Source organism: Pseudoalteromonas aurantia 208 (assembly GCF_014858725.1).
Taxonomy (GTDB): Bacteria; Pseudomonadota; Gammaproteobacteria; order Enterobacterales; family Alteromonadaceae; genus Pseudoalteromonas; species Pseudoalteromonas aurantia.
Genome location: NZ_AQGV01000015.1, coordinates 305,712 through 320,192, shown reverse-complemented (window position 1 = coordinate 320,192; position 14,481 = coordinate 305,712). Strand labels below are relative to the sequence as shown.

The 14,481-nt window shown below is 42.3% G+C and carries 11 protein-coding genes; all 11 read right to left on the bottom strand.

The window, feature by feature from the left end; all coding sequences use genetic code 11:
- Positions 1-11 precede the first annotated feature (11 nt).
- On the bottom strand, positions 12-2,723 hold the full coding sequence (locus tag PAUR_RS19830) for a hypothetical protein (RefSeq protein WP_192509459.1): 2,712 nt from the start codon (positions 2,721-2,723) through the stop codon (positions 12-14).
- Between the two features lie 119 nt (positions 2,724-2,842).
- The gene (locus tag PAUR_RS19825; protein WP_192509458.1) at positions 2,843-6,157 is read right to left on the bottom strand and encodes a hypothetical protein; all 3,315 of its coding nucleotides are present in this window, start codon (positions 6,155-6,157) and stop codon (positions 2,843-2,845) included.
- A 239-nt stretch (positions 6,158-6,396) separates the two neighbouring features.
- Positions 6,397-6,801, bottom strand: coding sequence for a GPW/gp25 family protein (locus PAUR_RS19820; RefSeq protein ID WP_192509457.1), 405 nt, complete (start codon positions 6,799-6,801; stop codon positions 6,397-6,399).
- A gap of 18 nt (positions 6,802-6,819) precedes the next feature.
- On the bottom strand, positions 6,820-8,442 hold the full coding sequence (locus PAUR_RS19815; RefSeq protein WP_192509456.1) for a phage baseplate assembly protein V: 1,623 nt from the start codon (positions 8,440-8,442) through the stop codon (positions 6,820-6,822).
- 1 nt (position 8,443) lies between these two features.
- On the bottom strand, positions 8,444-9,178 hold the full coding sequence (locus PAUR_RS19810) for a CIS tube protein (RefSeq protein ID WP_192509455.1): 735 nt from the start codon (positions 9,176-9,178) through the stop codon (positions 8,444-8,446).
- A gap of 5 nt (positions 9,179-9,183) precedes the next feature.
- Positions 9,184-9,441, bottom strand: coding sequence for a hypothetical protein (locus PAUR_RS19805; RefSeq protein WP_192509454.1), 258 nt, complete (start codon positions 9,439-9,441; stop codon positions 9,184-9,186).
- 26 nt (positions 9,442-9,467) lie between these two features.
- Positions 9,468-9,923 (bottom strand): phage tail protein, encoded by a 456-nt coding sequence (locus PAUR_RS19800; RefSeq protein WP_192509453.1) that lies wholly within the window; start codon positions 9,921-9,923, stop codon positions 9,468-9,470.
- 51 nt (positions 9,924-9,974) lie between these two features.
- Entirely contained in the window at positions 9,975-10,421 is a 447-nt protein-coding gene (locus PAUR_RS19795; RefSeq protein ID WP_192509452.1) for a phage tail protein, read from the bottom strand.
- Positions 10,422-10,536: 115 nt separating this feature from the next.
- Positions 10,537-12,255: a phage tail sheath family protein gene (locus tag PAUR_RS23665; RefSeq protein WP_225738521.1), complete on the bottom strand. Its 1,719-nt coding sequence runs from the start codon at positions 12,253-12,255 to the stop codon at positions 10,537-10,539.
- A 320-nt stretch (positions 12,256-12,575) separates the two neighbouring features.
- The gene (locus PAUR_RS19785; protein WP_192509451.1) at positions 12,576-12,974 is read right to left on the bottom strand and encodes a 3TM-type holin; all 399 of its coding nucleotides are present in this window, start codon (positions 12,972-12,974) and stop codon (positions 12,576-12,578) included.
- A 920-nt stretch (positions 12,975-13,894) separates the two neighbouring features.
- Positions 13,895-14,311 (bottom strand): hypothetical protein, encoded by a 417-nt coding sequence (locus PAUR_RS19780; RefSeq protein ID WP_192509450.1) that lies wholly within the window; start codon positions 14,309-14,311, stop codon positions 13,895-13,897.
- Between the last annotated feature and the right edge of the window lie 170 nt (positions 14,312-14,481).

Here is a 14,481-nt window from a genome sequence, read left to right as displayed (position 1 = left end):
TAGTTCCTTGATTAGATTCGATTTGCCGTACTTTTGGCGACAGTAAATTTAGAAGCCTCTGGGCTTGTAGGGTTTATTTTTGAAAGTGATACCGGTGAAATAGGCGTTAAATATGGTAATGGGGTATAACCCACAGTAAAACGGCGATGATTATTAGCGCTGTCTAACAGGCTGGGTTTACATATTTCGTCAATACAGTGCTGGGCGGTCAGATAAAATACTGTATCGGCACTAAAACCGATTGGAAATTCAAAGTTTTCGTTTGCAATAATAGCGGTAACTGAACGATGAATTTCAGGTAAAACGACGCCGTCGATCTCGAGCTCATCTGGTAATGTCTGTTCTGAGTACGTCTGTAATATGTCATACATGACCTGCTTAATGGTCTCGAAATCAGCCTCCTCATTCGTTTCATTTATAATCAATGAAGCCAGCATCCAACGATGCTCGGCGCTGTCCGATGCCGCATCTATTGGTTGCCTAAGAAACTGCTTTAATAGCGTATTCAGTCTCATTGCAACCGCAATAACAGACTCATTGAATTGCATGAACCGGCTCCGCTGAGCTTCGCCATAAAAATTCAGCCACCCATAATACAAGCGCTCAAAAAGACTCATAGTTTCTTTGTCCAACCACATACTCTGGGCACTTTGATGCAGTGGTGTATACATCCTAATTTGAGAAGACACCAAGGCTCTAAATTCAATGTTTTGGAACCGCGTCGGCCAATCTGGCAAAATAAAATGTAGCTGAGTCACTAAGGGCTGTTCAGATATGCTACCGGTTTTTAAATCGGTATTAAGCAAGCTTGATTCAAGCAAATAGAAGCTTTCCTTATTATTGGTCGCAAGCGGCATTTGTCCTGGGTGGGAGAGCCCAATATGCCGCATAATATATTTACTGAGCCCAGCTAATTGATCACAGTGTGGTAAACGTGATAAATAATTAAACCCCATTCCCCGTTGGCACCCAAGCTCTCCTATTTCATTGAGTAATCGACATTTATCAATATACTGTCGAAGTAAAACTAAACGAGCCACCAAACATTCTTCACCACTTTGATCTAATTCATTGTTTGCAAGTTCAGTTCCATACAAGGCAAAAACATTCTGGTACTTCAATGAATTAGGGTCTGGTACTGTAATACAAAAACGGGCCAATAAGTGTGCTGTACTGCGATTGAGGCGCGTCAGTTGGGCTAAGCTAAAATGCGCTTCTAAAGTGCGCTGCATACCTTCATTCTGATACGTTTCAATTGGCATAGTAATTAGATGCGCTAAGCCACTAATTCCTTGCAGTGCCTGACTCAATTGAGAGTGAGGTAGTGCATTTACACAGGTCCAAAATGCCACACATTGCGTTTGATTAATTGACTCACTGGCCAGCATGTCATCTAATAAAGACGCAATAACCTGATAGCTGTCTGGGCTTGGCAATGCCAGAATATGGGGGAGCACATCAAGTTGCTTGTGTTGGTCCGCTAGTATCTGATCGAATAAATGTAAATAACCTTTAAACTGCAACAGCTGTGCTTTTTGCCCTGAGTCAATAAGTTGATCTAAGCTTTTTTCGGTAACCGCAAACACCTTTGGTAGTTCGTGTTGCAATGAATCGTAGTGACTCAATGGACGATGCTCACCTTGTTTATGCGGCGCTAATAATATATTTCTTTCATTCAACGGTGCCGATTTGAATGTATCTAACGCAGCACGAATTCGAACTTTTTCATCTGTTGTTAACGTGTAAGCTTGCTGTTCAATGGTGATATTGATTGCATCAAAAAACTGTGGGCTTTGGAAAAATAACGCAGGCAGGCACACATCACCATTTGCATTTGGCGGGATTTTTGTTTGCCAGTATTCATACCCTTGCTGAGATGATGCGGTTATAAACTTAAATTCACTAATATTGGCGATGTGTGGATGGCCATCAAGCACACTGAGAATATTTGAACTATAAAGATGCCGTTTTTGGGCTGTGTTCGCTAAATCTGAATCTAATACAAACCCATTATTTAGCTTTGGTCCATTATAAATTTGCTCTAAGCTGATGTTTTTTTGCTGTAGTTGCGCCGCGGTATATTGAGGAACACTCGGTGATATTTCATTGTCTATCAGTCGAAAAATGTCCACCAGCGTTTCAACTACATCATCGACGTTGTTTAAATCTAAGCTGACAGTCAGTAATATATCTTCCACCCCATAAAAGCCAATTTGGCCGAGTTGATGATTAACCGTTCGGTTACTGATAAATACTTGATGGATTTTACTGATGACTTGTGCACGTATTTCATCACTACTTTGATACAGCTGAATCATCAAATCAAAGGTATCGCTAGCGCTCCCCGTTCCTGTATTTATGTCTTTGACATGAACATTTTTTACTTCTGCAATATCTAAAAATAAGCGTCGATAATCATCAGCTGTCACACAATGACTGAATAGAACCGTTTCTGGTGCGAGGAACTGCTGCCCGCGATTCGCATCACTTTCTGCACGAGACAACAGGTCTTCTACAGGAAAACTGAATTTATAGCTTAAATCTGACAGGACATAGACTAATACCTCCAGTAACGTAATACCGGGATCAAAACGGTTGTGATCAGTCCACGTATTTGGTGCAAATTGTTGCAGCCGCTCAAGTGCTTGTACTCTCAATCCCTCGAGATCTTGTCCACGATGCAAAACAAGATCATTAGAGATTTTCAATGGATTAGAAACCATAATTTACCTAATAAAATAGAGGTGATATACGCAAGACGCGCTGACCGAAAAGCTGTGAAAACTTTCTTTTAAGCTTTGCGTCGCAATGTTATGTATTCGATTAGCAAGGGGTTGCTGTATTACTGCACTTTAAAGTCATGCTCAATTTCCCATTTACCAATGCCTTCAAACACATCGCCCGAGACACTGGCTAATGAAATCTTATGGTTGCGAGCCGGTACTAGGATCTCTTGCGCATCCTTTGGTGCTAATGCACTATATTCGTTCTGATTGTCACCCGCGCGTTTCGCTCTGATCACTTGGATCATATCTACCGCAACATGTTGTTCTAACACTTGGGCTAACGTTGTTAAATAAATCGTTTTTGACAATTCGGACTCTGACTTATTCCACGGTGTTAATGTATCTATGACCAGTTGATTGAGCTCGATAACAGAGCTTTGGATATCATAAAGCGGATTAATTTTTACAATCAGCTCAACTTGCACCTCTACATAATTTGGATCTTCAACCTTCACAGCTAACCCAGGTACTGTGAGCGCTTCAATCAGATTAAGTACCTCTCGTTTTAAATATCGAGGTGCCTTTGGTTGCAACACATCTGGATCATAATTTAATGGGATCACAATCAAGGTTACCCCTTGGGAAGTATGTACCGCTCGTGTTGAATGTAATTGTGGGAAAGTTTGTAATACACAATGTTCAAAATCCCACGCTGTTAACAGTCTTCCCCTATGATGTAAACGCTCACTTACTCTTTGATTAAATGCTGCTGTCGTTTCTGTGACTTTGGCATCATAACTTGGATAAGGCTGGCTAATTTGCTTAACCATTGGATCTGGTTGCGCTAACTTTACAATTTGCTCGGCCGATAAGGGTTTCTCGTAATGTGCTTGTGGGTGTTCAATACTTTTTAATGTGACTTCTACACCCTGTGTGAACATGCCACGTATGCGTGAATAAATGGGATATATTGAAGACTCATTGGTCGGGTATTCAACGGAGTCATACTCAATACTTGCTCTAAGCCACAGCCGGCCATCATGATTAAAGCTATTCTCCAAGCCAACTTTTGGTAAATAAAAAATAATGATACCCGAGTCAAGTAAATCATACGTGCTATCTTGCAAAATACGCCCTTCGCCTGCCTCGCCTTGTGAATCTTCTCGCTTTAATCGCTGCCAATGACCATTATCAAAATATTCCCACAAAAATTTAGGCGAGTGCCCCATGTTATAACCATCGATGGGATCTATTTGAAAATACATGCTCACTTGCCCAGGAGACACAACGTCTTTTAAAGCAATATAGAGATACCCTAATTTATCAATTTCTGGCAACAATTTAGCCTGTGCCATACGATTCAATGCCAGTGTTTGGCGACCAATAGGCGCTATATGCTCAAGCCAAATGGTATTCCCAACTACCGCGCTATGGGCGCTAGTGACGCTTTCACATTCATAATTCAACTGAACTAATTCCAAATGCGGTGTATAAGGGGGAGAAACCTGAATGGGTATGAAGTTATCTGGTGATTTGCCCAACGCTATGCCATTTTGATAAGCAAAGTACTCCACAACACGTGTGTAGTCTTTGTGACCAAAATCTTGGCTGGTTAATTCGAGGCTGTACCATTTTGGCCACTGCCTCGCATCTAATTCAGCCATTGGCAACGTGCCATAGTCTGCCGCTACATTATTATCGGCTGTCGTAAACTCTATGGTATTTGCGGCTTTATTGTTGACAACGATTGGCAATGTATCCTGATCATAATCATCATAAAACAGTTTCGTGCTGTGTCCTTTCCCAGAAAGTGCTTCTGATGCTAACTCACTTCCCAGCGCTTTGTCCGATTGATAAATCTTCACTTCGCTATCGGGCCAAGTTAAACAATCACACGTACTATCTAATAATGTGTTTAAGTCAAACGACGTCACAGCACTGCATACCTTTTCTTCCGCGCGAGTCGAATCAGACGCTTCCACAGTACAACGGCCACTTTCATTAAAGAACTCAGAGTTCTGTGATTGATCCGCTTGAGTAAAGAGGTAGAAGCTATATGGCTTGTAATACGTATTAAAGTCACTGGGTCTATCTAACCAAGTAAACGATAAGCTGGCGTAAGTAATGTCTTTGCACAATAACTCTGGATGGGTAAAATGAAATTTAGCCGCAAGCCTAGGGTCTAGACCAAAAGGATCAAACGGCTTTTGTGTATCCAGTGCGCCTTCGCTATTACTCGCAATAACCCCTGATGCGCCAGTCACTTTCACATTAAGTTTAATATGCTCTATGCCAATTTGGCTCAGTAACCCTTGATTCGATGCTTGTTCACCATAAACCGACAAATATGCATCGCTTTTCAATACAAACGATAAATAGGGTAAATGCAAATGGCCACCAATATATTCATCATCAGCTGGAGATAACGCAGGGAATAAAGGCGATAAGGTGATCTGAAGTCGAGTTTGGTCAACACTTTGCGCATGACTTTCAAATGCCCACGTATCAGCAGCCAATAACCTTGGTCCATCTACAGTACTGGCATAAATATCAAATACGCTCTGCCAATCGGATACATTTACGGGCGTACTTCCCAGCCTATCCGTCGCAAACTGCAATGTGACTACGCGCTCGCCGCCTAGCAAAAACAAATCCTGAGAGGCGACTTTAAACCCTAGCTCAACCTCAGGTTGACCTTCTTCGGTTGATAACGTCCCTAAGCTTGGCACACTCTGTTCAAGTATTTGCCCTGTTTGAGCATCAAAGATGACATTGCGTGCCACCTGCAATGATGCCTGTTGACCCGACTCTGATGTGATCACCCGATTTAAGGTGGCTGCAAAATCAACTTGGGCATGATTAATCGCTGCTGGTGTCGTTGTATGGTAGATTAGCGCATTACCTTCACTGTCTTTACCACCATCCAACTCAACTCCTTCAGCAAGCGTCATTGAGGCGATATCACCGAGTGTAATAACAACATGCGCACTATCCGGTTGCGCAACTTGCTTAGTAAAACGCAATACATCATGAAAATAATGATCCAAATGCCGACTCACAAACGCATTAAATTGTGCACTTGTATGTTGTAACAAATCAATGAACGTCAGCAATAACGCCAGATCAGGTCGACTCGCCAATGCCTGAGTATCAGTACTAACAACTTGGTTTTTTAGCATGTTGGCTAATGATGCTAACTGATTGGCATCAGGTAAAACCTGCTCCCAAGTCTGTAAATTCGGCACACTTGCTTCATCAATAAAACGTACTTGTTTTGCTAGCTGTTGCAGGTACACCAACCACTGCTCAATCGTGCGTGCTTCAATTTGAAAAAAAGCACTCGACAGTGGCTCTGTACGACGCTGAGATTGGCTTAACCCTTGGTGTAAAGGGGATAATATATGTACAGGATAATTAGACTTTTCAGTCATGATAAAACCTTAAGTTATCATTCTAAAATTAAAGCAATGCCTACAAATCCAAGCTAAGGTGCTGGTTTTGCAATAACCACGAAATGAATACAGCGCATAAACTCGAAAAATTCGGTACGATTAGGTTAACGTCATCTTTAGCGTACGAAGCGATGTTGAATATGCAGTTCAAAAGCGTTGCGCATTGAACGAGAGGTGTAAAACGTGAACTCTTTGAGCCCAAGTAACAATCAATGAAGCTATACAGATTGCTCAAGTAGATAAAAAGGAAAAACCATATTACTGCGACTATTCGTTTGGCGAATCAAATACTGCAATTCAATAGTGAGTATGCCGTCATATAACGCTGAGCTATCAAATACAATGTCTTGTAATGTGATCCTTGGCTCATAATTAAGTAATACAGTCGCTATCTCTTGTTTTAGATCTGCTAAACTTTGCTCTGCGGCTTCTGCAAAAGTAAAACTAGACAACCCAGAACCCATTTCGGGCCACAGTGGACGTTCGCCGATGAGCGTGTGCAACGCCAAATAGATGGCTTGTTGCAATAGAACTTCACCTGACGCTATAGCGGGTCCTGACTCGGAGGTTGCAAAGCGTGGAGGGAACGCCCAGCCTTGTCCTAAAAATGCACTTTGTGACATGAATTTTTCCTTTATGTACTATTTAACGTCTGTCGCTTTGGCTTCTATGGTGGCATTGCCATCCGCTTTGAGGTGAATATCTTTACTTAAATCAACCATCGCTTTATCTTTACTCATCAAATTAAGCGTGTCTTTTGCTGTTATCGTGGCCATATCTTTTTGCGCAAGGGCATAGCCTTGCTTTTGCCCAAAGGTAATTGTTTGATCTTTGCTACCTTTCAGCAGTAAGTGCGGTTCTTTTAATGTAAATTGAACAGCCAACGCTGGTTCTTTAAAAAAGATGCCCCGCTGTTCATTTTTGTCATCATATGCAAAAGGCGGCATGACTTTTGGGTTATGACATGCACCAATAATCACAGGATAACGTGCATCGCCTCCAATAAAGTCCACCAATACTTCAGTATCAAGGTCTGGCGGTAAGAAAACGCCTTCCTCTTTGCCTGCAAACGGCGTTAACAATCGCGCCCAAACGACCTTCTTGTTGGTTGCCGTTGGTAATAACACCGGAATGCGTTGTAACGCTTCATCATCTTTTTGAAAAGCGGCCACTTTTGCCATAACAGGGGCTGCTGGAGGTAACGTCTGCCATGGTGACCAAAGTGTTCGTGTTAATGGCACACCCAATACATATTCACAGTACCAGCCTCTGTCACTGATATGGTGGTGAATTTCCCCCACTAAATACTCTCCAGCACTGAGCTTGCCAACGCCAGATACAGTTAACGCATCGAGTAATTTCACCCCTTTTAATGCTTTTTTACTCGACATATCAATGCGAACGCGACCTTGGTACATATCCAACAAACGAAAATTGACCTCCGCTGTCGCACTCGCGGCAAGCTCAGTTTTATCAACGGGGGCTTGCGCATGGCATAACTGAGCAGGCAAACTAAACGCGGCATCGGCATCTGCATGTTTTGGATATTTATAACTACTCGCAAGAGGATCTGCATTCGCAAGCAAGGCTTGCTCTTTTATATCCCAACCGGTGTATTGTGTTTTCTTTAAATGGCTGCTTGTGTCTACAGACAGTTCAAAGTCAATACATCCATCCATTGCCAAATTAAACGTATGGGTGCCTGGTTGGTGTTTTTTAAGGTCAACAACATCAGCTTTGCCTTCATCGCATAATACAAAGCCATTCACCAAAGCCCGATGCATCAACATATCCCACGGCGATTGCTCAATCATTAGAAATTGATGGTGTTTAATCTCACTTTTAGCAATCTTACCTGCGCTCGCCCCAGCTCCAGATAGCAAATCCGTAATGATGTCAGTATCTGATGTTTTTGGGTCATACAATTTACTTAGCTTTGCTTGGCAAAGCTTATTAACGTCGCCACGCGCAATCACCTGAAGGTAAGTTGCACGGTCATAACCAATCGATTGTTCGGTGATAACGCCTATATAAATTATCTGCTGTTGCGCCTCTGCAATCCCCGCTTTGACAACAATTTCCTTACCCATTTTGAATAAATCAGCATCCGTCGTAAAAAACGACTCGGCCGCCATATCACCATCTTCAATGAGTAGCGTCAGTTGCGAAATTTGATTCACTCCCATGCACGTTTTTATCTCTCGCACGGCGACTTTTTCAGATACCGCATTACCTGCCACTGTAATGGTATACCGTATATCCATGCTATCGCTCCAACGGGGGATAAGTTATCTGCTGACCGATCTCTGCCCGTCGCACTGATGCCAGATTATTTGCTGATGCAACGTGGTGAACAAATTGCGCAGAGCCGTAGATCTGCGCCGCCTGTACCAACACCTTATCACCTGCTTTAAGCTGAAAAATATGCGTTAAATCTGGTGAGCTTTTCCCTGACTTTAATTTTATTTCTTTCTCTGATAAACATTCCGTCAAACAACAACTCACTTGGGCCTTCACCCGGCGGCCTTTGCTATCAACGAGCTCATTTTTGACTTCTACCTCGGAAAACATACCGCTAAAGCTGCCATCAGCGCCCGCATTAAGTGCCATATTGAGTGGGGTAATTGTCACAAACGCAGGCACATGGGTTTTCCCTTGTACCGCAGTGCCATATTTCAATAACGTTTTTATATGTGTTTCAGTCGTATTGTCACCCATTACACGCTGAAGCAATTGATTGGGTGTTTCAACAACGGAGTCATCCAATAAAAAAGTCATTTTCAAAGTAGATGGTGCCGACTTTTGATATTGACTGGCACCACTTTCGGCCCCCACAACGTTTGAACTGGTTACATTATTTTTGTACGAACTTTGCAAAGAATTAGAATCGTAAGGGAGCGTCAATTCAGCAATTTTATTACCTGCTCCGCGTTCAACTTTTGTATAGAAGGTAATTTTACAAAGCGGTAAACCATCCGCGGTTATGCCATTATTTTTCATATTATCTATGGCCTCTTTTGTCTTACAAATTGTGCAAATTTAAGATCAACATAGCGTTTAAGGTCCACAGCAACACTGCTTGACCATCTGGCTAAATCATCTTCATTGAGTGTTTCATTCTCAGGGGCACATTCACAATTTTCATCCGGTGTTAATGCCTCATTAATTTCGCCATTATCCACATCGGCAGAAGCTGAACTCGAAGTCGGTTCTTGTGTCTTTAACTTTGCTTTAACTTGAATTTGATCACATTTAATATCCACGCTCTCTCCTTTGCATTCACACATCATTAGGGAATTGGGATCGATACTGACTTTAAGTCGCTATAACTAAAACTCATAGACTCAATCAGAACATCATTCCGAGTTGCGTCCAGACTGTCCCACTCCCAACTTTCTAAAAACGCCCGTTGTACAAACCATGCTTTGAGCGGCAAATTATTGTCGTTCAATAACGTAATTAGAATATCGTTACGCATCATGTACATATCCCAGTAATTCAAATTCACTAAATTACCTTCTTGTACCGTGCTTGGTACTTTCAATACCCCACGCTTAAGAACCAAAGTCCGTGCTTGCTTTGTATTGGCGATAGATACGCGATTTCCGCTACGCTCCACGCCTCGAGCTGACTTTAGTCCACTAATTTCTTTAAAGAATATATCTATAGGGTTAGGAATGCCGGCAGTCATGATCACTGCTGCAAATCGATACCCTACTAAAGGAATGCCTAGATCTTGGATCATAATATGTCCTAAAAAGGCACCGAAGTGCCTGACACAAGGAGAATGTAATGATTAATGGAATTCGATTTTAATATCGTCAGCCATCATTTCTAGTGACTCAACACTGGCTTCATTTGAGCCGCCATTAATGCTTGGCGCTGTAAGCTTTTTAGGGAAGGCATTAATCACTTTCCACGTTACTAACGGTTGGGAGCGATCTTCATTCGTCAATGAAATGGTAATGTCTTTTTTATCCACCAAATTTAGGCTAATCGACGAAATCCAATCGTAAAATTGACTTTTTTGACGTACTAAGCCGCGCTTAAGGGTAATATTCACATCTGTCGGTTGGCCAGGCATGTGTTTTTTGCCATGACCATCTTTATAAGTAATTGTTTCAACACCAATATCTAGCCCAGAAACTTCTGAAAACGGGATACTCTCTTCGCCAAAACTTACCACAAAGCGGTAAACTGGAATAGGATACTCCGCTTCAATATCCGTTCTTGCTGTAGCCATATATAAACTCCAAAATTTGTATTGTGTGAGCAGCATCTGCCCATAAGAAATGAGATTGATTGAGTGGGTGTATTGATTGAATGCATAACCTCACCCAATCATTGAGTTAGAGGGCTTAGCCTTCTATGCTTTTATGTGAGAAAGTCAAGACGATAAACTCTGCTGGTCGCACCGCAGCTAGACCGATTTCGATATTCATAATGCCATTGTTAATATCATCTTCGGTCATCGTTTGGCCCAGACCCACATTGACAAAGAATGCTTGCTCTGGAGTTTCACCAAAAAATGCGCCTGCTCGCCACAGATTTTCGAGGTAGCTTTCAATCATGGTTTTAAGCTTTAGCCAGGTAAACGGTGTATTTGGCTCAAATACCGCAAAGTGCGTGGCTTTTTGAATCGACTCTTCGACAGTATTGAACAAACGACGGACAGATACATAACGCCATTCATTGTCATTACCTGCAAGCGTACGAGCGCCCCAAACCAAAGTGCCTTTACCCACAAAGCTACGAATAGCGTTAATTGATTTGCCGGAAGTAGCATCAACGTTCAGATTTTTTTGATCGTCGTTGTCAATGGCGAGTACCGGAGCCAACACCTGCGCCAATGCGACATTAGCGGGTGCCTTCCATACTCCGCGTTCCTTATCCGTTTTCGCTATGGCACCAGCTACTGCCGGCGACGGAGGAAGTACAAGATAATTTTTAGCGAGACGAGATTTAACCATGTTATACACTTCAGCTGAAGCAAATGGATAATTTGGGTCCCCTAAATCAGAGAGCTTGTGTACACCACCTGTAGGCTCTCCATACATTAAATTGGCTGCAGCAAAATAAGTGCCACTTTCCTTCTTCTTAAATTGTTTATTCGTTGAATCAAATTCGACTTCATAAAGTCCTTTTAATGAATAATATTGGCCTGCTGTTGCTTTGATATATACTTGATCTACATGGGCGACGTGAGTGACATCCCCTAACGTATAAGTATAATTATCATCAATCACTGACATAATTGCAGTAGAGTCCTTAGCACCTAAAAAGACTTCTAAACTATAGCTAGGGGTATTATTGATAACCACAGGTACTGAAGAGTGGACTTTAACACTTTCTTCGGCATAACTACGCGCTATATTTGTCTGCAGATATGGGTAATACGCACCACCATACTTTAGGCCCTGCGTAATGTTTGCTCGCAATTCTTGAGCATCATTTTCGCTTTCGGAGCGGCCTGATTGCGGGCCTTGCATTTGCACATCAACCAACCCAAATCGATCCATGCGTTTTGCTGCATGTTTTAATGCGGTATTTTGCACTTCATAATGATCTACTTTATCTAAACCTATGCTTTCTGGAGAAGAAATTAACGTAACTTCATCGACTTTATTTAACAAATTGATTGCCGCGACAAACTTATCCTTCGCATCAATTAACCCGTTTTTAGCTAAACCAACGCTCACGATGTAACACGCGCCGCCCCCATTAGAAAAAAAGTGGCTTACTGCTTGATACAAAAAGAACTTAGCCGCAATTAACGGGTTGTTTGTATCATTAGTATTATCTGTATCGTCGTCACTTTCAAAAATATCAAAGCCACCCGTAGAGTTCGGTATAACGGTAAAGCCTTCCTGATGCGGCCCTCCAAAATGACCTTCAAACTCAACCATACTTTTTATGCGCACTGGCATATTTTCAAATAAAGCTTTCGTTGAATCCTCTTGATCTTGTGCTGTGGTATAGCCAATAAACGCGGGGATTGCCGTAGCGACTTCCGCCACTGAAGGAGGCAAAATCGACTTTTCTCTAACGTAGACGTCAGGGGTTTTGTATTGAGACATAATGTTTCCTTTCGTTGAATAAACATATTCTTAAGCGCCGAGTCGGCAAGAATTTAAGGGATGGGGAACAAGTTCGATTATTTTAAAGGCATACCCACAAGCGCCGTGGTTGGGAACTTAACCTGTGGGCCAAACTTGTTCCCCAAAAGACAGTGAGCCTTTGCCACGGCTCCGCCACATCAGTCCCAGCTGATGTGTACGTATTTATCTTTTTGTACAATGAAGACGCCATCAACCGATGGCTGTGAATTTAAATTTTAAATTAATTGCGACTACAAACGTGACACGGTAATTGGTCGATATTTGGCAACATTTCACACTTATTTCGCCACGCCTTTTAACTTCTCTACAGTACGCAGCCCCGCTAAACCTAGCATGGCGAGCGTGAGTTCTAGCATGGCATCTAAAGGCAAACTCGGAGTGCCGATACCGGGCCAAATCCATTGCAAAATGGGGTTTATCACAAATGCAAATAAAAACCCGAGGCCACACACCCACATTAAAAATGGCCGCGCCCCTGCAACAAACAAACTGCGGTGAGAGGCTTGCACCTGATTAACCGTGCTTTGTACTAAATTAGGCTGCTGAGCGACTCGTTGCTTTAATATTGCCAGATTAAGTGCTTCCTCATCACTGGTAAAAAGCTCATCTAATAATGTGCCAATGGCAACCATGGGGGCTTGTGTATTGGTAGAGAATAGAGTTGATAAAAATCCCATATTGCTTCCTCTTTACGATAAAATCAGCTGTTAAAATTGTTGAAGTCTGTTAGGCCGCTCACAAGGAGCGCCTTACATAGAAAAAGTATTGATGACGCCGAGAAGATATTAATGATGCCGATATGGTATTAGCGACTCCCACAAAACATTAATGATTCCCCTGTCTTCCTGACGCAGGTCAGGATCCACATCTGCTTTGCCTCCAAAGTGCTTAACCAGATACATTGGCCAAGCATGGACCCTGAAACACGTTCAGGGCGACGAAGTATTAATCATGTCGATCAAATATTCCTTACACAGACAAGATATTGATGACGCCGATAAGATATTAGCGACTCCCACAACACATTAGCGACTCCCCTGTCTTCCTGACGCAGGTCAGGATCCACATCTACTTTATCTCCAAAGTGCTTAACCAGATACATTGGTCAAGCATGGACCCTGAAACACGTTCAGGACGACGAGATATTAATCATGCCGATCAAGTATTCATGACACAGACAAGATATTAATGACGCAGATATGGTATTAGAGACTCCCACAAAACATTAATGACCCCCCTGTCTTCCTGACGCAGCTCAGGACCCATGTAGACTTACCTCCAAAGTGCTTAACCAGATACATTGGTCAAGCATGGACCCTGAAACACGTTCAGGGCGACGAAATATTAATCATGTCGATCAAATATTCATTACACAGACAAGATATTAATGACGCCGATAAGATATTAATGACGCAGATATGGTATTAGCGACTCCCACAACACATTAACGACTCCCCTACCTTCCTGACGCAGGTCAGGATCCATGTAGACTTTGCCCCTAAGTTTGTTTTCGAATACCACGCTAAGCATAGACTCTGAAACATGCTCAAGGCGACTCTGCTTAAACCAAGTAACAAATACGTTAGCGAAGACTTGACTATGCAATTGTCAGCTTGGTTTGTGCGGCATCAGTAAACTCAATAGAGATATTGATCACGGGTACCGGATCTGGCACACCCTGTGGGTTTTGTGCTGGCTTAGATACCTGTAACATCGCCATTATTTTGGTATCTTTAGTCACCAATGCGGTTTTTGACTTTCCCTTAACGGTTAAATTTGGTTTTCCTGAGATCACTTTTCCCATCGCAATACCGCCTTTAAATGCCGCATTATCATAATTTGATTGAAACTTTTGCAGCCACTGCTTGACGTCGTCTTCCGTTAATACCGGCTTTTTTCCTTGCGATAGTTTATTTTTTGTCGCCGATGGGATGTTATCCGTGGTTTTCACTAATTGTTGTGCACCATTAACCGTGATTTTTATGGCCGCTCCATCAACACATACAAGAGGCATAGATATTTACTCACACTGAATTACTCAATATGACTAAGACGCGGCTATTTATGCATTGTGATAAATCAACGTTCACATGTGATTACTTTCTCGCTCTTAAAGCGCTTAACCGTGCACGCTGAATAGGCATGGACCCTGAAACACGTTCAGGGCGACGAGGTGTTAATCAT

Bases quoted from the DNA above. Each gene is read 5' to 3' on its own strand.
- PAUR_RS19830 (WP_192509459.1), bottom strand. From the start codon at position 2,723: ATGGTTTCTAATCCATTGAAAATCTCTAATGATCTTGTTTTGCATCGT.
- PAUR_RS19825 (WP_192509458.1), bottom strand. From the start codon at position 6,157: ATGACTGAAAAGTCTAATTATCCTGTACATATATTATCCCCTTTACAC.
- PAUR_RS19820 (WP_192509457.1), bottom strand. From the start codon at position 6,801: ATGTCACAAAGTGCATTTTTAGGACAAGGCTGGGCGTTCCCTCCACGC.
- PAUR_RS19815 (WP_192509456.1), bottom strand. From the start codon at position 8,442: ATGGATATACGGTATACCATTACAGTGGCAGGTAATGCGGTATCTGAA.
- PAUR_RS19810 (WP_192509455.1), bottom strand. From the start codon at position 9,178: ATGAAAAATAATGGCATAACCGCGGATGGTTTACCGCTTTGTAAAATT.
- PAUR_RS19800 (WP_192509453.1), bottom strand. From the start codon at position 9,923: ATGATCCAAGATCTAGGCATTCCTTTAGTAGGGTATCGATTTGCAGCA.
- PAUR_RS19795 (WP_192509452.1), bottom strand. From the start codon at position 10,421: ATGGCTACAGCAAGAACGGATATTGAAGCGGAGTATCCTATTCCAGTT.
- PAUR_RS23665 (WP_225738521.1), bottom strand. From the start codon at position 12,255: ATGTCTCAATACAAAACCCCTGACGTCTACGTTAGAGAAAAGTCGATT.
- PAUR_RS19785 (WP_192509451.1), bottom strand. From the start codon at position 12,974: ATGGGATTTTTATCAACTCTATTCTCTACCAATACACAAGCCCCCATG.
- PAUR_RS19780 (WP_192509450.1), bottom strand. From the start codon at position 14,311: ATGCCTCTTGTATGTGTTGATGGAGCGGCCATAAAAATCACGGTTAAT.